We start from the raw sequence: 18,919 nt of genomic DNA, 5'->3' as shown, positions 1-18,919 counted from the left end.
GGGCCCGGAACGGGAAAAGTCAGCTGGTCTCGGCTGCCTGGTGGCGCTCGCGGAACAGCTGCTGCCAGTCGGTCTGGTCGCTCCAGATCTGCAGCCGTTCCATGGCGGAGAGCAACTGATCCTTCTGGTGCTCAAGATCCGCCGCCGAGCACTTGATGGCCGTTTCCAGGCGATTGGCCGAGGCCCGCAATTCCGGCACACCGCAGTAACGGGTCGCGCCGTGAAGCTTGTGCACGCACTCAAGCAGTTCGTCCATGCGCTCAGCGCTCCATAATTCCGGAATGCGCTCCCTGTCGACGTGCACCTGCTCCAGCAGCATGCTGAACAGCTCCTCGGCCAGGTCGGCCTTGCCCGCAGCCAACTGGATGCTCTCGTCAACACTGACGCAATCCTGCTGAAGCTTTCTCGTGGATGGGCGCAGCGCCCGACGGGTGTCGCGAATCTCCGGTACCTGAATCCGGCCGCCGGTAGTGGCACCGGGACATACGTAACCGGTGTACTCGTGAATGATGTCATTCAGTTGGCCGCTGCTGATGGGTTTGGCCATATAGCCGTCAAACCCTTGCCGGGTGAGCCGGTCCTGTTCTTCGGCAAGGGCATGGGCGGTCAACGCGATAATGGGCGTGCGGTGGTTGCCGGTGTCCATTTCCCGAAGCCGCGCGGTGGTTTCAACCCCGTCCATTCCCGGCATCTGCAAATCCATGAACACCAGATCAAACGGCTTCTGTCGTGCCTTGCTGAGAGCCTCGAACCCGCTCGACGCGCCCTCCGCCTCAAGCTGGCAGTCGGCTAGAAGGGTCATGACAAGCTTCAGGTTGGCTTCGTTGTCGTCGACGGCCAGGACCCGTGGCACCGGGCTGCCGGTCAGGCGTTTGCCCGGAACTTCCTGTTCTTCCGGTAGTCGACCGCCCGTGTTGATGCCGTGCACCAGAAGCAGCAGCTCGTCGTACAGCGCGCCACGACACACCGGTTTGGTGAGGTGCCCGCTGGCCAGTCCGGACAGCGGTGTGTCGTGGGTTTCCAGTGTCGGGGTCAGCAGCAGGGTACGGCAATCGCGCTCGATTTCCAGGGTGCGCACCAGCCCGCAGTACTGGCTCGAGTTCAGCAGGTGGCGGGTGATACCGATGATGGCGAGCGCGTAACCGGTCTGGCTCTTCTGGGCTTCCTCTATCTGTTCCTGCAGCGCCCCTGGCGAGGCGACCCGGTCCACCACCATACCCCAGTCACGGAGCAGGTGTTCCACCGCCAGACCGGTGGTTTTCTGCTGTTCGAGGTAGATCACCCGTTCGCCCCGCAAGGCGTCTCTGGGGGCAACCGCCTCGCCTGCGCCGGTAAGTTCGGAGGTGAGTGTGAACCAGAACGTGGAGCCCTTGCCAAGTTCGCTTTCCAGGCCGATCTTGCCCCCCATCTCTTCCACCAGGCGCTTGGAAATGGCCAGGCCGAGGCCGGTGCCGCCGTACTGCCGGGCCGTGGACGCATCGGCCTGGCTGAAGGCATTGAACAGCGACTGCTGCTGTGCCCTGGAGAGGCCCACGCCGGAATCCGAGATGCTCAGGCGCAGGGTAACCTGGTTGGACTCGGCATCTTCTTCCTCCAGGCTGGCCCGGAGCACTACTTCGCCGGTCTGGGTGAACTTGATGGCGTTGTTCACCAGGTTGGTAATGACCTGTTTCACCCGAAGCGGATCGCCCATGATGTTGTCGGGCACATCGTTGTAGACCAGCGGCACCAGATCCAGGTTCTTGCTGTGGGCCGCCGGGGCCAGCATCACCATCACCTCCTCGACAATATCGCGAAGCTGGAAAGGCACCCGATCGAGGATCAGCTTGCCGGCCTCGATCTTCGAGAAGTCGAGAATATCGTTGATGATGGTCAGCAGTATCTCCGAGGACTTGCGGATGGTGCTCAGGTGGTCCCGCTGCTGCCGGGGCAGGGGGCTTTTGAGCAATAGCTCGGTAAACCCGATGATACCGTTCAGTGGGGTGCGGATCTCGTGGGACATGTTAGCCAGGAACTCGGATTTGATCCGGCTGGCCTCCAGGGCTTCCTTGCGGGCAAAGTCCAGCTCGATGTTCTGGATCTCGATGGTTTCCAGGGTTTCCCGGAGGTCTTCGGTGGCCTGATCGATGTTCTGCTGCATCTCGGCCTGGGCTTTGCTCAGTTCCTCGGCCATGGCGTTGAGGCCGGATTCCAGCTGCTCGAATTCGGGGCCTGCCCCGGTGTAAACCCGGGTATCCAGTTTGCCTTCCTTGAGCTTCGCCACGGCCGCGTTCAGCTCGAACACCGGGTTGGTGAAGGCCCGGCTCAGCCTCAGGGCGATCACCAGGCTGATGATGACGCCGGCGAGCACCAGCAGCAGTGAGATCAGCAGGGCTTTGTAGGTTTCCTTTTCGGTCCGGATGTGGGACATCTCCACCACCACCCAGCCCAGGGGTTCGCGCAGGCTCGACATGGATTGTCGCGCATCCGGGTCCAGCATGTTCTCGATCATCAGATCCTGGAGAAACACCGGTGTGACAAAGCGGGTGCTGTCCTGGCGGGAAACCCGTGTGGCCTGTTCCGCGTTCAGTTCACTTGCCTGGACCGTGTCCGAACTGCCCGGACCAGTGTGCAGCAGGCGCGAGCCGTCACTGCCGAAGAAGGTTATGGAGCGGACATCCTGCTCCTCGAGCAGGGCGTTGGAAAGGCTGCTTAACAGACTCCGGTTGGCGGTGAACAGGCCGTATTCGGAGCCGGCCGCCAGTTGCCGGGAGAGAGATTCGCCCCGATCCCTGAGCAGACTCTCGATGTTGTTGACCCAGCTGTAGGTAAAGAAAAGTCCCAGCATCAGCGTGGTCAGCAGGGTGGGAACCAGAGTTACCACCAGAACTTTCTTGCGAATGCCCCAACGTCGCATACGGTGTTCCTGAGTCAATGCCTTGCTCCGCACCCGGTGCGGAGTACGTCCCTGTGAAGAATAGTTGATCCGGAGGCGGATAACTGTGGTATCAGTCCCGGCTGCGCCAGATAATGCCGGCGGATATAGCCGCCGGTCATGGATATAGCGAGAAGCTGTATTGGGAGACCGGCGTCATTACGCGTATCATGCGAAGCCAAAAGTGTACCACAGGGTAATCCTATGCATTTTCCCACCATCGAAGATTTTGTTGGCCATACCCCTCTGGTTCGCCTGCAGCGTCTCCCGGGTGACACCAGCAATGTGATTCTGGCCAAACTGGAGGGCAACAACCCGGCCGGCTCGGTAAAGGATCGGCCGGCCATCAGTATGATCCAGGAAGCCGAGCGCCGGGGTGAGATCAAGCCCGGTGACACCCTGATCGAGGCGACCAGCGGCAATACCGGCATCGCCCTGGCCATGGCCGCGGCCATCAAGGGTTACCGGATGGTTCTGATCATGCCCGCCAATATGAGCGAGGAGCGCCGGGCGTCCATGCGGGCCTACGGTGCGGAGATTGTCACGGTGACCAAAGAAGAGGGCATGGAAACCGCCCGTGACCTGGCACTCAAAATGGAAGCCGAGGGCAAGGGCAAAGTACTCGATCAGTTCAGCAACCAGGACAACCCGCTGGCTCACTATCGCACAACGGGTCCGGAGATCTGGGAGCAGACCGGCGGCCGGGTCACCCATTTCGTCAGCTCCATGGGAACCACGGGCACTATTATGGGGGTTTCCAGGTACCTGAAGGAGCGCAACCCTGATATCCGGATTATCGGGCTGCAACCGAAGGAAGGCGCCTCTATTCCCGGCATCCGGCGCTGGCCCGAAGCCTACCTGCCGAAAATCTATGACGCCACCCGGGTGGATCAGGTGCTGGATATCGGCCAGGAAGAGGCCGAAAACACCATGCGCGCCCTGGCCTCTGAAGAGGGAATCTTCTGTGGCGTGTCTTCCGGCGGTTCCATTGCGGCCGCGCTGAAGCTTTCACAGCAGGTTGAAAACGCCATCATCGTGGCCATTATCTGTGACCGTGGCGACCGGTACCTGTCCACCGGTGTGTTTCCCGGCGCCTGAATCCTTTTCAAGAGAACCCAGTATGAGCAGACGACGCAGGAAGGTTCTTCCCAAAGAGCCCGTGCGCTGTGAGATTGAAACACTGAGCCATGATGGCCGTGGTATCGCCCGCCAGGATGGCAAGACTCAGTTCGTTGACGGTGCCCTGCCCGGGGAAACCGTGATGGCCAAGGTGGTCTCCAGCCGCAGCAAATTCGATGAGCTGCGCACCCTGGAGGTGCTCGAGCCGGCTGTAGATCGCCAGACCCCGCCCTGCGAGTTCGCCGACCTGTGTGGTGGCTGTAGCCTGCAGCACATGAGTGGCGATGCCCAGATCCGGTTCAAGGAAAATACCCTGCGTGAGCATTTTGCCCACTTCGGGGGCATTGAGCCGGAGCAGTGGATCGAGCCGCTTCGCTCGGAAAACAGCCTTGGCTATCGCCGCAAGGCGCGTCTGGGCGTGCGTTATGTTAAGGCCCGTGAATCCGTGCTGGTGGGGTTCCGGGAAAAGCGCAACAGCTTCCTGACCGATATCGACCGCTGTGTGGTGCTGGATCCCCGGATCGGTGAGCGCATCCTGCCGTTGCGCAATCTGCTTCATGACCTTGAGGCCTACAGCCGGATTGCCCAGGTGGAAGTGGCCTGTGGTGACGATGTGGCGGTGATGGTGTTCCGTAACATGGACGAGCTGTCGGCAAGCGATCGCGAGAAGCTGATTGCCTTCGGTCAGGCCCATCAATTGCATATTTACCTGCAGCCCAAGGGCCCTGACACCGTCCACCGGATCTGGCCGGAGTCTTCCGGCCCGCAGGACGAGCGACTGAGTTACCGGCTGGACGAGTTCGACCTGACCCTGGCGTTTCATCCCATGGACTTTACCCAGGTCAATGCAGGCATCAACCGGGCCATGGTACACCGGGCCGTGGAATGGCTGGATGTGCAGCCTGAAGACCGCGTGCTCGACCTGTTTTGCGGGCTGGGCAATTTTACCCTGCCGTTGGCCCGCAAAGGTGGCCAGGTAGTGGGCGTTGAGGGCGACGAGACCATGGTGGTCCGGGGTCGTGAAAACGCGGAACTGAACGGTCTGGAGAATGTCACCTTCCACGGCGCTGACCTGCATGGGGATTTTACCGGGCAGAGCTGGGCGAAGGAGGGGTTCGACAAGATCCTGATTGATCCCCCGCGTTCCGGGGCCGAGGACATCTGCAAATACCTGACCGCTTTCGGGGCCAGGCGGATTGTCTACGTTTCCTGCAATCCGGCAACCCTTGCCCGGGACGCCGGCGTTATGGTGCGCAACGGCTACCGGCTGAAGCGGGCCGGTGTGATGGACATGTTTCCGCACACCACCCATGTGGAATCGATTGCACTGTTTGAGCGCGACGCTGTCTGACGGGCTTGCTGAGAGGATAACGGCCAGTCAGGGATGGCTGAGCAAACCATCAGGAACAACAAGACTGATATGGTAAAAGTTCGAGAAGACTACGCGATGACCGGCGATGGCCAGGTGGACATTGAGGGCTGGGTAAACCAGATTGCCTCGCAAACCCACCTGGACAACCCGGACCAGTTCCGTCGCGCCTGCGAGAAGGCGGCCGAGATTGACCTGCAGGCGTTTCGGGAGGATCGCCTCTGGGCGCCCGGGTCCAGCAGCTTCCGCATTGGCATTGAAATGGCCCAGGTGCTGGCCGAGCTGCACCTTGATCAGGCCAGCCTGGTGGCTGCCATCCTTTACCGCGCCGTACGGGAAGAGCGGGTGCCCCTGGAGGAGATACGCAAGGCGTTCGGTGACGAGGTGGCCGGCCTGATCAACGGCGTCCAGCAGATGGCGGCGATTTCCTCCATTCACCATCCTCTCAAGGGCAACGTGTTGGGGCAGAGCGAGGGCCAGCTGGACAACGTCCGAAAGATGCTCGTGACCATGATCGACGACGTCCGGGTTGCCCTGATCAAGCTTGCCGAACGTACCTGCGCCATCCGGGCGGTGAAGAACGCCCCGGAAGAAAAGCGCATGCGCGTGGCCCGGGAAGTCTTCGATATCTACGCGCCGCTGGCACACCGCCTGGGCATTGGCCACATCAAGTGGGAGCTGGAGGATCTCTCGTTCCGTTACCTGCACGACTCGGCCTACAAGAAAATTGCCAAGCTGCTCGATGAGAAGCGCCTCGACCGGGACAGCTACATCAAGCGCGTCATCGAAACCCTGCAGACCGAACTGAAGGCCTATGGCATTGAGGCAGAGCTTACCGGTCGGGCCAAACATATCTACAGTATCTGGCGGAAGATGCGGCGCAAGGGCATCGACTTCTCCCAGGTCTACGATGTGCGTGCCGTTCGCATCCTGGTACCCGAAGTACGCGACTGCTACGCCGCCCTGGGTATCGTGCATACGCTCTGGCGCCACATTCCCAATGAGTTTGACGACTACATCGCCAACCCCAAGGAAAACGGTTACCAGTCCCTGCACACCGCCGTGATCGGGCCCGAGGGCAAGGTCATGGAAGTGCAGATCCGCACCCACAAGATGCACGAGGAAGCGGAGCTGGGGGTCTGTGCCCACTGGCTCTACAAGGGCACGGACAAGGGCAACAAGTCCACCGGGTACGATGCCAAGATCAACTGGCTGCGCCAGGTTCTGGAATGGCAGGAAGAACTGGGGGACCTGTCCGGGCTGGCGGACCATCTTAAATCCGACGTGGCCTCCGACAGGGTCTATGTGTTCACCCCCGAGGGGCATGTGGTGGATCTGCCCCAGGGCGCCACCCCGGTGGATTTCGCCTACCGGGTCCACACCGAGATTGGTCACGCCTGCCGTGGCGCGCGGGTGAATAGTCGCATCGTGCCGCTGACCTACCCCCTGAAAACCGGCGACCAGGTGTTCATCCTGACCTCCAACAACCCGGCGCCCAGCCGCGACTGGCTGAACCCTAGCCTGGGCTACATCCAGACCTCCCGGGCCCGGGCCAAGGTGACCCACTGGTTCAAGCAACAGGATCGTGGTCGCAATATCTCTGACGGCCGGGCCATTCTGGAAGACGAGTTCAAGCGCCTGTCACTGTATGACGTGGATCTGGGAGAACTGGCGGAGAAGGTGAATTATCACAGCGCCGAGGACATGTTTGCCGCGATTGGCGCCGGTGATCTTCGCCCCACCCACGTGGCCAACGTGGCCCAGCAGATGCTGGAGCCCAAGTCCGAGCAGCTGGATCTCAAGCTGACGACGGCGCGGCGTAAGCCCTACGATACTGAATCGGATATCCAGATTGTCGGTGTCGGCAAGTTGAAAACCCAGGTGGCGAAGTGCTGCAAACCCCTGCCCGGTGACGCCATCGGTGGTTACATCACAGTGGGACGGGGAGTGACGGTGCACCGCCAGGACTGTCTCACGTTCCTGAATCTGCGCGAGTTCGAGCCCAACCGTATTATCGAGGTGAGCTGGGGTGGTCGGCCAGCGGCGGTCTATCCGGTGGATATCGAGATAGAAGCCTACGACCGGTCTGGCCTGCTGCGGGACATTACCCAGGTGCTGTCGTCCTCCAAGAGTGATGTGCTGGCGCTGAATACCCTCAGCAACAAGGACGAGAACACCGCCACCATGACGGTCACCGTGGAGATTTCCAGTCTGGAGCAACTGGCGCGGCTGCTGGCGCAGATCCGCAACCTGCCCAATATTATCGACGTAAGGCGAAAGCGGGGATGAGATACACCATCGAGGACCTGAAAACGCTGATGGCGCGCCTGCGGGACCCGGAGACCGGGTGCCCCTGGGACATCAAACAGTCCTACCGGACCATCGTGCCCCACACCCTGGAAGAAGCCTACGAAGTGGCGGACGCCATTGAGCGGGAAGACTATCCGCACCTGAAGGACGAGCTGGGTGATCTGCTGTTCCAGGTGATCTTCTATGCCCAGCTGGGTCGGGAGGATGGCCACTTCGATTTTGATGGTGTGGTGGACCATCTGGTGCGCAAGCTGGTGCGCCGGCACCCCCACGTTTTTCCAGAGGGAACCCTGGACAGCCGGATCGACCCGGATAACCGGCCCGATGAAGCCTGGATCAAGGAAAGCTGGGAAAGGATCAAGGCGGAGGAACGGGCAATGAAGCCGGCTCCGGATGCCGAGGCGGCTACCAGTCGGCTGGATGGCATTGCCCGAACCCTGCCGGCCATGGCCCGGGCCGAGAAGCTCCAGAAGCGGGCGGCTCGCCACGGCTTTGACTGGCCCGAGATCGGCCCCGTGTTCGACAAGCTGCACGAGGAAATCGACGAGCTCAAGGAAGCGTGGCAGGCGGCGCATGCCGGAAGCGGCGATCTGGATGCCGTTGAAGACGAATTGGGCGACCTGCTGTTTGTCTGCGTCAATCTGGCACGGTTCATGAAGGTGAATCCTGAGCAGGCCCTAAATCGCACCAACCACAAGTTCGATGCCCGCTTCCGGGCCATTGAACAAGTGCTGGAGCGGGAGGGGCGTGACATGGACGAAGAATCGCTCGAGGCGCTGGATGCCGTCTGGCAGGCGGTCAAGGGTGTCGAGCGGGAGGGCGGGGGCCGCCCGTGACGGCGGTCCGGTAAGTACAATCCGTTACCAATTTCCTTGCCCCCGGACCGACGGCTTCGTCTACACTTCCGGAAACGGATGCACAGATGCAGTGCGCCGTACGCCAGCGAAAAGATGCAGGAGTGAAGGCACCATGAAGATCAAAGATCTGGTCAACTACTGGGACAAGCATGCACGCGGTCGGCTTACCCGAGACGCCTATTTCATGGCGTTGTCTGACCAGCATCACAAGCGCCTGGAAAAGCTTGCAGCACTCTACCCGATGAAATCGCCGCAGGATCTGATGCGCGATCTTATCTCTGCCGCACTGGATGAAATGGAAACCAGCTTTCCCTACGTTCAGGGCACCAAAGTAGTGGCCTACGACGAAGACGGCTTCGAGATCTATGAGGACCAGGGGCTGACACCGAAGTTTGTCAGCCTGAGCCAGAAGCACATCCAGCGGCTCAAGGCCCGGCAGTTGGAGTCGGTAGCCTGACGGGCAGCGGACTGCCCGTCACCGCTTACTTGTCTTTCCCTTCCAGTTTGTCCTTCAGCGGGCTCTGGCGAACGAGATCGTCCAGGGCCGCGCCAATCATGTCGTTCAGAATATCGCTCTCGCTGCGGTCGGGGTAGAGCTCGGCCAGCGCGGCAACCCGTGCAGCATCCTCCAGGGGCAGGCGTAGATTGTAGTCGTGGGTGCGCTCCACAGGCTCTTTTTGCTTTTCCCAGTGTTTGGGCAGATCGGTCACCTTCATGATGGCTCCTTACGGCTACTCGCGGCTACAGGCTTGAATCGCCAATAGACTTTCTCGTCGTTTCCTTAGTATCGTAAGTTTACTTTGCCTCCGTCAATTCAAAAGGACGTCAATGTGACTGAGCTACACCCCGATCTGCGAGAGAATGTCCGAATGCTGGGCGAGCTTCTGGGCCAGAGTATCCGCGGCTATCCAGGGCAGGAGTGCTACGAACTGATCGAGGAGATCCGGGCCGCCGCCAAGGCAGACCGGCGCCAGGAGAGCGGCTCCGGGCAGCGGCTGGTCAACCTTCTGGGCAAGCTCAGCGACGACGAACTTCTCCCGGTGACCCGGGCGTTCAACCAGTTCCTGAACCTGGCGAATCTGGCCGAACAGTACCACGGCATTCGCCGAAAACGTGGTCATCAGTCCGACCTGATGGTGGAATCCCTGGGGGAAGTGTTCGGGCGTCTGAAATCGGGCGGCATCAGTGCCGAGGAGCTGCACCGCCGGGTCTCTGATCTGCGGATTGAATTCGTGCTGACCGCGCACCCCACCGAAGTGGCCCGTCGGACCCTGATCATGAAGTACGACGAGATGTCCGATTGCCTGGCCAGGCTGGACCATGAGGACCTGATGCCGGCTGAGCGTGACGAGGTGGTCGACCGGCTGGCCCAGCTGGTGACCGAGGCCTGGCACACCGACGAAATCCGGCACGAACGGCCAACGGCGGTGGATGAGGCCAAATGGGGCTTTGCGGTGATCGAAAACAGCCTCTGGCAGGCTCTGCCCCAGTTTTTGCGCAGCCTGGATCTCTCCCTGGAGGAAGCCACCGGCAGCGGGTTACCCCTGGGGGCATCGCCCATCCGTATTGCCTCCTGGATGGGGGGCGACCGGGATGGTAACCCCAATGTGACCCATCAGGTAACCGAGCGGGTGTTTCTGCTCGGGCGCTGGATGGCGGCGGACCTCTACCTGCGCGATATCCAGGCCCTGCGAGCTGAGCTGTCCATGTGGCAGGCCAGCGATGAACTCAGGGCGGTCGTTGGCGATGCCCGGGAGCCCTATCGCCAGGTACTGGCAGACCTCCGCGAACGCCTGATTCGCACCCGGGACTGGGCCGAAGCCAGTGTCAATGGCGAATCCGCCGACGCCTCCGGCATCCTGTTCGAGAACGAGGACTTCACCGGGCCCCTGGAACTGTGCTATCGCTCCCTGGTGGAGTGCGGCCTGGAGACCATTGCCAATGGACCGCTTCTGGACACCATTCGCCGGGCCCACACCTTCGGTCTGCCGCTCATACGCCTGGATATCCGTCAGGAGGCCTCGCGGCACGCGGAGGCAGTGGCGGAAATGGTCAATTACCTTGGGCTCGGGGATTACCTGTCCTGGTCGGAGGCGGATCGTCAGGCTTTCCTGGTGAAGGAACTTCAGGGGCGGCGGCCGCTTGTGCCGCGCAACTGGGAGCCGTCTGATCCGGTTCGGGAGGTACTGGCCACCTGCGAAGTGGTTGCCCGACAGACCCCCGAAGCGCTGGGCTCCTACGTGATCTCCATGGCCAGCAAGCCCTCGGATGTGCTCAGCGTGATCCTGCTGCTGCGCGAATCGGGCATGAAATTCCCGATGCGGGTCGTGCCTCTGTTTGAAACCCTGGATGACCTGCGCGGTGCACCGGACAGCATGGCCGCCCTGTACGAGGTTGAATGGTACCGGGAGTACTGCCAGGGGCGTCAGGAAGTGATGATTGGCTACTCGGACTCGTCCAAGGACGCTGGCCAGTTGATGGCCGCCTGGGCGCAATACCAGGCGCAGGAGGAACTGACCCGGGTGGCCAGCGAATATGGCGTGCACCTGACCCTGTTCCACGGCCGCGGCGGTACCGTTGGTCGCGGCGGCGGTCCGGCCAACCGCGCCATCCTGTCCCAGCCGCCGGGGTCGGTGAACGGCAGTTTCCGGATTACCGAGCAGGGCGAGATGATCCGGTTCAAATTCGGTCTGCCCCGGCTTGCGGTCCAGAGCCTGACCCTCTACACCACGGCAGTTATTGAAGCCACCCTGGCACCCCCTCCGAAGCCCGAGGACAGCTGGCGGGAAACCATGGACTGGCTCACCGAGCGGTCCCTGAAGGCCTACCGGGATGTGGTGCGGGAGAATCCGGACTTCGTGCCCTATTTCCGGCAGGTAACGCCGGAGCAGGCCCTGGGCAAGCTGGCCCTGGGCAGCCGTCCTGCGCGCCGCAAGGCCACCGGCGGCGTGGAAAGCCTGCGCGCGATCCCCTGGATCTTTGCCTGGACCCAGATGCGGTTGATGTTGCCCAGCTGGCTGGGCAGTGATGTGGCGCTGGAAGAGGCAGCGAGGGATAACCGGCTGCCGGTGCTGCGGCAAATGATGCAGGGCTGGCCGTTTTTCCGCACCTATGTGGACATGCTGGAAATGGTTCTCGCCAAGGCCGACCTGCGGATTGCCAGCTACTATGAACAGACACTGCTGGATGATGACCGGCTCACGTCCCTTGGTGAGAGCCTGAGGGTTCGCCTGCAGGGTTGTATTCAGCGGTTGCTTGAACTCAAGGAGCAGAACGAGCTGCTCGAGGATGAGCCGGTGTTCGCTCATTCCATGAAAGTGCGTAACCCCTACACGGACCCACTTCATTATCTGCAGGCGGAGTTGCTCCGCAGGGACCGCGAGAGCGAGGGCAAGGGCGAGGTGCCCGAGCTGGTCGAGCGGGCCCTGAAGGTGACCATGGCCGGTATTGCCGCGGGCATGCGCAACACCGGCTGAGTATTGACAGCAGGGGCCGGAGGAACCGGCCGTTGATCATTATTTGACAGGAGCAGGGTGTGGCACTGGCAGCGCGTTTGGATCATTTCTTTGCCCGCAAAGGGCTCAACTACCGGGAGCTGCCGATCGATCAGGTCACCAGCCTCGACGCTGCTGTTATTGCCTCCGGGCTGAGCCAGGAGAAGATCATCCGGGCAACCCTGCTGATCGACATCAGTGGCGTGGTCATGGCCGTGCACCGGTTTGACAGTTCCCTCGATCCCGATGCGGTTCAACAACTGACTAGCCGACGCCTGCAACCCCTGACCGCCCGCCAGACCATGCGCCTGTTCGGGGACTGCGACCCGGGTTTCACGCCGCCGATCGGGCAGGCCTATGACCTGGCGGTTATTGTCGATGAAGATGTCATGCAGGCGGAAACGGTGGTGTTCACCAGTGGCACAGACCATTCCCTGGTGGAAATGACGGGCCGTGACTTCCGGCTGGCGCTCGCCGGCGCCCGAGAAGGCCACCTGGTGATTCGGGGCCCGGGCAATGGTGCCCGGGAAGCACTGACTCTGGAAGAGGTGGCCGACAAGCTGCAGCGGCTGTATCGCTTGCCGCCGATGCCGGCACTGGCCCTTCGTATCCTGAGGCTGACGGCCAATACCGACGCCACCGCCCGGGAACTGGCCGAGCTGATCGAGTTCGACCCCAGCCTGACCGCTCAGGTCATGCGTTACGCCCGGTCGGCGCTGTTCAACTATCCCGGCCAGATTCATTCGGTACAGGAAGCGGTTACCCGGGTTCTGGGATTTGACCGGGTGGCCCACATTGCACTGGGTATTGCCTCGGTGCGCGCCTTTGATGTGCCCCGCAAGGGCATGCTGGGGATGGACAGTTTCTGGCGCCATTCCCTGTATTGTGCGTTCCTGTGCCAGAGTATTGCGCCGCGCTGTGGCGCCGACAAAGGGCTTGCCTACCTGTGTGGCCTGCTGCACAACTTCGGGTTGTTGCTGGTGGGCCACCTGTTCCCCGCCGAGTTCGACGAACTCAACCAGCTCCGGGAGGCCAATCCCGAGGCCAGCATGCATTCCCTGGAGCAACAGGTGTTCGGTTCGGGTAACGGCCAGGAAATCCTGTCGGTGGGACACGGCGCCATCGGCGGCATACTGCATCGCCTCTGGCAGCTTCCGGATCCGGTGGTCAAGTCCGCGGGTGTCCATCAGCAGCCCGGTTATCACGGTGAGCACGAGCACTACGTGGTGATGGTGCAACTTGCCAACGCCCTGCTCAAGGAACGGGGCATTGGTGATGAGTTCAATCCCGACGATGTTCCCGCCATGTTGGACCAGTTGGGGCTGGGTCCGGACATCATCGGGGATCTGACCTCCGATATGGACCGTGTGGCGCCCGACCTGGACGCACTGGCCAACTCCCTGTCATCCTGACGATCAGCCCTGACCGGCCTCCTGATGCGTCCTTTCGGTGCATGATACGGAGGTCGACTTTCTCTGTGGTGGCTGAGTTCGTATAATGCGCCTTCGCCGGTCCCGGCTGACACCTGTTCCGGGCAGGAGAGGCTGTCGCAAAGGCAGAGGTTTTTGCCACAGCTTTTCAAACGATAATGACTACAACGGGAGCACAGCGTTATGCGAATCATCATGTTAGGCGCGCCGGGCGCAGGCAAGGGGACCCAGGCCCAGTTCATCACTGAACGGTTTGGTATTCCCCAGATCTCCACGGGAGACATGCTGAGGGCCGCAGTGAAGGCCGAGTCCGAGCTGGGCAAACAGGTGAAGGAAGTCATGGCCACCGGGGGGCTGGTCTCTGACGACATCATCATCGCGCTGATCGAGGAGCGTATCCAGCAGCCGGATTGCAAGAACGGCTTCCTGCTGGATGGATTCCCCCGCACCATTCCCCAGGCCGAAGCTCTGAAAGAGCAGGGCATCGCCATTGATTACGTGGTTGAGATCGCCGTGGACGACGAGGAGATTGTCAGCCGCCTGTCCGGCCGTCGAGTGCATGAGGCGAGCGGTCGTATCTATCACGTGAAATACGATCCGCCCAAGGTTGAAGGCAAGGACGACGAGACCGGAGATCCGCTGGTTCAGCGCGAGGATGACAAGGAAGAGACCGTTCGTCGCCGCCTGAAGATCTACCACGACCAGACGGCTCCATTGGTTGGCTACTACCAGGATTGGGCTGCCAAGGACCCCTCCGCAGCGCCCAAATACGTGCGGGTAGAGGGCGTGGGTAGCCTGGAAAGCATTCGCGACCAGATCCTGTCTGAGCTCAAGTAATCCGACCTTTTCCTGACCCGAGGCTTTCACACCCGTGAAACTGCTGGCACTGGATACCTCCTCAGAGGGCTGCTCCGCGGCCCTTCTGACGGATGGTGAACTTTCCGAGCGCTTCGAACTGGCACCCAGGGGGCATACCCGCCTGTTGATGCCCATGGTACGCGAGCTGCTGGCAGAGCATGGTCTGGTGCCCGCCGACCTCGACGCCCTGGCGTTTGCCCGGGGTCCCGGTTCGTTCACGGGGGTGCGGATTGCCACGGGTGTTGTCCAGGGCCTGGCCTGGGGGCTGGAAATTCCGGTGGTGCCGGTTTCCTCCCTGAGGGCGGTTGCCTTTGGAGCCATTGATACGTTCAACCTGGCGGACGGCCGGGGCATTGCCGTTGCCTTCGATGCCCGCATGGGTGAAGTCTACTGGGGCTGCTTTGCCGCCCGTGGGGGACTGCCTGACCCCCTGCGCGACGAGCAGGTGTGCCCGCCCGAGAGCGTTCTCCTGGCCGATGGTTACGATCCCTGGTGTGGCGTAGGTCCCGGATGGCAGTACCGATCGCAGATGCCCGCAGAGGTGTCTGACCGCGTCGCCACCGTAGACGAGACGCTGTTGCTTCGAGCCAGTTGGGTGGCAAGACTTGCAGAGGTAGACCTGGCGCGGGGACAGTCCGTTCCGGCGGAGCAGGCGCAGCCAGTTTATATCCGCGATGAAGTGACCTGGAAGAAACTGCCCGGTCGATGATTTTCGATGTTTGCTATCGAGATTCTGTGCAGAATTTGAGCAGTCGACTTTTCTTCCGCCGCTGAATCTTCCATAATTTGCTCCTGCATACAATCTCCATCCGGCCAGCGGTATCTGAACATGATTGGCGGCATTAATCCGGGCAACACCCTTGGTTTCCAGACTGGTAACAACAGTCCCCTGCGGGAACGCACTGACGTGGCCCGGGCGCCGGCGGCCGCTCCCGAGAAAGCGCCGGATCCGGCTCGCCGCGATCTGGCGGACCAGCCACAGGCTCCTGCCCGTGAGCGCAGTGTTACCGAAAGCCTGGAGCGTCGCGTAGAAGCCCGCCGGGCCTCTGAGGATGCCCGCCTTGAGCGTTTTCGGGCCGATGAGGTTTCCCTGCCGGCGGCACGAGCCCTGTCAACCTTTGCCTCTGTTGCCGCGGCCGGCCAGGACGCCGGCGCAGATGTCGCCGGTATCGATATCCTGGTTTGATGTCTGTATCCGACGACCCGGTTCTTACTTCCTGGCGCGACAGCGTTGCCGTTGCTCGCAGCCCTCTCGGTGACAGTCAGCAGGCTGCGGCCCTGGCGCATTCCCTTGAACTGACGGACCTTGGCGTGGTTGTTCCAAAAGCCGTGCGCGACTTTCCCCTTTTGCTGTTTCTTGATGACCAGGGGCTTAGCCTGCAGATGACCGGCAAAGGGGCGCCCGGGCCGGTGCGCGCCGAGTTTGTCAGCGGCAAGATGGGCTATCGCCGCGAGCATGGTGGTGGCACAGGACAGCTGGTGGCCAGGGCGGTGGGGCTACAGAAAACCCGGGCCTGTCTGCATGTGGTCGATGCCACGGCGGGGCTTGGGCAGGATGCCTTCGTGTTGGCCAGCCTGGGTTGTCGGGTAACGATGTTTGAGCGCCACCCGGTCATTCATGCCCTGCTGGAGGACGGTTTGGCCCGCGCCGCTCTGAACGTGGAGTGCAGCGACATCATTGGTCGCATGGAACTGCGCGGCGGCAGCAGCATTAACTGGCTGGAACAGGCAGAGAGCGAGTCCGCGGATGTGGTCTATCTGGACCCGATGTTCCCGCACCGGGACAAATCTGCGCTGGTGAAGAAGGAAATGCAGGTCTTTCGTCTGCTGGTGGGTGACGACGACGATTCCGAGCGGCTGCTTGCCGCGGCCCTGGGGCATGCCCGCTACCGGGTCGTGGTGAAGCGCCCGAGGAAGGCATCGGCCATTGCCGGCCCCGAGCCCTCCACCCGCGTGGAGGGCAAGAGCAGCCGGTACGACGTCTATGCCATCAGGGCCTTGCCCACCCAATAGGTGGCATCCCGGGCCTGAGGGCGCCCTCAGGCGCCCATCATGGTAACCTGCTGGATGGCCTGGCGTTTTTCCACGCTCAGCACCAGGCGGGCGTCATCCGCCACTTCGTCCAGACCTTCCCCATAACAGAGCAGACCGTCCTCGTCAGTGGTGATAACGCCGTTGTTCTGCATGTTGGCAATAAAGTTGCGGAACAGGCTCTTGTCGAAGAACTCCGGCGCGTTGAGGCCGAACAGGATCGACATCCGCTCGGCCAGCAGGGCGCTCTGCTCTTCCAGCTCCGTGGCGCTGATCTTGCCGGAGCCGTATTTACGCAGGATGCCAAGGGCGATGTGATAGCGCTCCACTGTCTGGATGATAAAGCGCGACAGTACCCGAAGACGCAGCATTGGCTCGGTGCCTTCCTCAGGGCGGCCAATCCGGTTATCCGCCAGCGGTATCAGCAGTCCCTGCTCAATCAACACGTCAATCCACTGGTTGATAACGGTTTCTGCCTCCTCGGGCTGGTACTTCAGGAACAGCTCCGACTGCAGGTAGGGGTAGGCCACGCTGGCCAGAAAGACAATCTTGTCCCGGGCCAGGGAGTCCTTGTTCTCGAACAGGCTGGCCACCAGCGAGGGCAGGGCAAACAGGTGCTGGATGTTGTTGCGGTAGTAGGTCATCAGAATGGCGTTGCTGCCCTCAAGGGCTATGATGTCGCCGAGCTTCTGGGGCTGGCGGGTAATCAGGCCCATGCCCTCGCAGTAGGCGACCCAGTCCTTGCCGCTGCCCTCCGGCAGGGTAACGGTCTCGGCATAGGGAAACGCCTTTAGCAGCGCGGCGTACTGGTCCATCAGCCGGATCAGCTGGCCCTCGTCCATGGCGAGGCGCTCGGTGCCCAGCAGCACCGTGGCCGTCATGCCAATGGGATTTACGGCAACCGAGGCGTTGATGTTCGAGGCCACCCGGAACGCCAGCTCCGAAACCGCCTGGTTCAGCCAGGCCGGCCGGTACTCGGAATCGTAGGCTTCATTGCGCCAGCTGTCGTGGACATCATCGAGCACTTCGGCCAGAGGAATGGCCTCACCGAAATTCACCGCAACGCGGCCGAAGGAGTTACTGAGTTTCCGGACGGTCTTGGCGAGGCCGAAGATGCTTTCTTTCTGTTTTTTCTTGCCGCGCAGCTCGCCCAGGTAGGAGCGACCCTCCATGACCTTCTCATAGCCTATGTAGACAGGCACGAAGACGATCGGTTTGCGGTGATCCCGCAGGAAGCTGCGCACGGTCATGGCCAGCATTCCCGGGCGAGGTTGCAGCATGCGACCGGTGCGACTGCGGCCACCTTCAACAAAGTACTCCACCGAATAGCCGCGGGAGAACATCACGTGCATGTATTCGTTGAACACGGTGGCGTACAGGGGGTTGTCCTTGAAGCTCCGGCGCATGAAGAAGGCCCCGCCGCGGCGGAGGATCGGCCCCACGATGGGCATGTTGAGATTGATGCCCGCAGCGATATGGGGCGGCATCAGGCCGTTCTTGTAAAGCACGTAGGACAGCAGCAGATAATCGATGTGTGACCGGTGGCAGGGCACGTACACCACGGCGTTGTCCTGGGCGACTTCCTTGACGACCCGAATGTTGTTGACGGCGATGCCGTTGTAGATGCGGTTCCAGAGCCAGGCCAGCACCACCTCCAGAAAACGGATGGTGACAATGGACATGCTGGCGGCAATCTCGTCGGCGTACTTGTAGGCCTTGGCCCGCACCTTTTCCGGCGGAATGTCATCTTTGGCCGAGGTTTCCCGGATCGCTTCCTTGACGGCCTGGGTCCGCACCAGTCCGGCAACGAGGGTGCGGCGATGGGACAGGTCCGGCCCCAACACCGCCTGGCGGACCCGGCGGAAGTGGGTCCGAAGTATTCGGGCGAGCTTGCGGTTGGCCCGCTCCTCGTTATGCCGGTACTCGTCGATGACCTGCTTCAGGGACAGCGGCTGATTGAACTGCACGTAGGTATTACGACCGTGCACCATGATGATCAGGAATTTCTGCAGGCGGCCGGCGATGGACCAGGTGTCGGAGAGCAGCAATTTGACAAGGGACTTTTCCTTGTCGGGCGAGCGCCCCCAGAACAGCGATACCGGCACAATCTGGACGTCCTGATCGGGGTGCTCCAGTCCATAATGAACCAGGGCCTGGAACTCGTTGGTCGGGGCCGGCGCCTGGCGGCCGCGGAAGAAGCCACCGATCCGGCGATACAGGAAGAAAAACGAATGGGAGGGCCCGTTCTTCACCGGTAGCGCTTCGGTTGCACCGGGCAGTCCGGCGCGGATGACTTCCTGTTCCAATACCAGGCGGCTGGACAGTGAGCTGTACTGCAGCACGTAGCAGACAGGCTTGTCAGGATCCAGGGCGAGGGCTTCAACGCTGTTGCCGCTGACATCGGTCCTGACCCAGATAAACAGGATCTTTCGAAAAAGGGCCAGGATCAGGCTGCGAATGCCCTGGTAAAGACGCATAAAGTGCAACTCCGTTATAGAAACAGGAGCCAAGTTTACTTGGTTGAGTACGGGGCGGAA

Annotated in this window: 14 protein-coding genes; 11 read left to right on the top strand and 3 right to left on the bottom strand. The window is 61.5% G+C overall.

Features of this window, described 5'->3' with window-relative positions; all coding sequences use genetic code 11:
* Positions 1 to 19 precede the first annotated feature (19 nt).
* The gene (locus ACFC20_RS11025; RefSeq protein WP_375193058.1) at positions 20 to 2,896 is read right to left on the bottom strand and encodes an ATP-binding protein; all 2,877 of its coding nucleotides are present in this window, start codon (positions 2,894 to 2,896) and stop codon (positions 20 to 22) included.
* A 222-nt stretch (positions 2,897 to 3,118) separates the two neighbouring features.
* Here ACFC20_RS11025 and cysM point away from each other — a divergent pair, with 222 nt between their 5' ends.
* The 5 genes from cysM (at position 3,119) to ACFC20_RS11000 (ending at position 9,026) form a co-directional block, all read left to right on the top strand.
* Positions 3,119 to 4,012 carry a cysteine synthase CysM gene (gene cysM, locus ACFC20_RS11020; protein WP_091991514.1) on the top strand — a complete coding sequence of 298 codons (894 nt, stop codon included), beginning with the start codon at positions 3,119 to 3,121 and terminating at the stop codon, positions 4,010 to 4,012.
* A gap of 22 nt (positions 4,013 to 4,034) precedes the next feature.
* Entirely contained in the window at positions 4,035 to 5,384 is a 1,350-nt protein-coding gene (rlmD, locus tag ACFC20_RS11015) for a 23S rRNA (uracil(1939)-C(5))-methyltransferase RlmD (protein WP_375193057.1), read from the top strand.
* 69 nt (positions 5,385 to 5,453) lie between these two features.
* Positions 5,454 to 7,691 carry a GTP diphosphokinase gene (relA, locus tag ACFC20_RS11010; RefSeq protein WP_375193056.1) on the top strand — a complete coding sequence of 746 codons (2,238 nt, stop codon included), beginning with the start codon at positions 5,454 to 5,456 and terminating at the stop codon, positions 7,689 to 7,691.
* Positions 7,688 to 8,548 (top strand): nucleoside triphosphate pyrophosphohydrolase, encoded by an 861-nt coding sequence (gene mazG, locus ACFC20_RS11005; protein ID WP_375193055.1) that lies wholly within the window; start codon positions 7,688 to 7,690, stop codon positions 8,546 to 8,548. Before relA ends, mazG begins: the two co-directional genes overlap by 4 nt.
* 133 nt (positions 8,549 to 8,681) lie before the next feature.
* Positions 8,682 to 9,026: a hypothetical protein gene (locus ACFC20_RS11000; RefSeq protein ID WP_008176163.1), complete on the top strand. Its 345-nt coding sequence runs from the start codon at positions 8,682 to 8,684 to the stop codon at positions 9,024 to 9,026.
* A 25-nt stretch (positions 9,027 to 9,051) separates the two neighbouring features.
* Here the strand turns inward: ACFC20_RS11000 and ACFC20_RS10995 are convergent, their stop codons facing one another.
* The gene (locus tag ACFC20_RS10995) at positions 9,052 to 9,285 is read right to left on the bottom strand and encodes a hypothetical protein (protein WP_091991508.1); all 234 of its coding nucleotides are present in this window, start codon (positions 9,283 to 9,285) and stop codon (positions 9,052 to 9,054) included.
* Positions 9,286 to 9,399: 114 nt separating this feature from the next.
* Between ACFC20_RS10995 and ppc the strand changes: the two genes are divergently transcribed.
* The 6 genes from ppc (at position 9,400) to ACFC20_RS10965 (ending at position 16,364) form a co-directional block, all read left to right on the top strand.
* Entirely contained in the window at positions 9,400 to 12,045 is a 2,646-nt protein-coding gene (gene ppc, locus ACFC20_RS10990) for a phosphoenolpyruvate carboxylase (RefSeq protein ID WP_375193054.1), read from the top strand.
* 59 nt (positions 12,046 to 12,104) lie between these two features.
* A complete protein-coding gene (locus ACFC20_RS10985) occupies positions 12,105 to 13,475 on the top strand; it encodes an HDOD domain-containing protein (RefSeq protein ID WP_375193053.1) in 1,371 nt (456 codons plus the stop codon).
* 201 nt (positions 13,476 to 13,676) lie between these two features.
* Positions 13,677 to 14,330: an adenylate kinase gene (gene adk, locus ACFC20_RS10980; protein WP_091991502.1), complete on the top strand. Its 654-nt coding sequence runs from the start codon at positions 13,677 to 13,679 to the stop codon at positions 14,328 to 14,330.
* A 34-nt stretch (positions 14,331 to 14,364) separates the two neighbouring features.
* Complete coding sequence (gene tsaB, locus ACFC20_RS10975; protein WP_375193052.1) at positions 14,365 to 15,060, top strand: tRNA (adenosine(37)-N6)-threonylcarbamoyltransferase complex dimerization subunit type 1 TsaB; 696 nt, start codon at positions 14,365 to 14,367, stop codon at positions 15,058 to 15,060.
* Between the two features lie 120 nt (positions 15,061 to 15,180).
* Positions 15,181 to 15,537: a UDP pyrophosphate phosphatase gene (locus ACFC20_RS10970; RefSeq protein ID WP_375193051.1), complete on the top strand. Its 357-nt coding sequence runs from the start codon at positions 15,181 to 15,183 to the stop codon at positions 15,535 to 15,537.
* Positions 15,537 to 16,364: a class I SAM-dependent methyltransferase gene (locus ACFC20_RS10965; RefSeq protein WP_375193050.1), complete on the top strand. Its 828-nt coding sequence runs from the start codon at positions 15,537 to 15,539 to the stop codon at positions 16,362 to 16,364. Before ACFC20_RS10970 ends, ACFC20_RS10965 begins: the two co-directional genes overlap by 1 nt.
* Positions 16,365 to 16,390: 26 nt before the next feature.
* Here the strand turns inward: ACFC20_RS10965 and plsB are convergent, their stop codons facing one another.
* Positions 16,391 to 18,859 (bottom strand): glycerol-3-phosphate 1-O-acyltransferase PlsB, encoded by a 2,469-nt coding sequence (gene plsB, locus ACFC20_RS10960; RefSeq protein WP_375193049.1) that lies wholly within the window; start codon positions 18,857 to 18,859, stop codon positions 16,391 to 16,393.
* Positions 18,860 to 18,919 lie beyond the last annotated feature (60 nt).

It is taken from the genome of Marinobacter sp., assembly GCF_041984545.1.
GTDB lineage: Bacteria > Pseudomonadota > Gammaproteobacteria > Pseudomonadales > Oleiphilaceae > Marinobacter.
The sequence above is the reverse complement of the archived record's forward strand: the minus strand, read 5'-3'. Positions and strand labels throughout refer to the sequence as shown.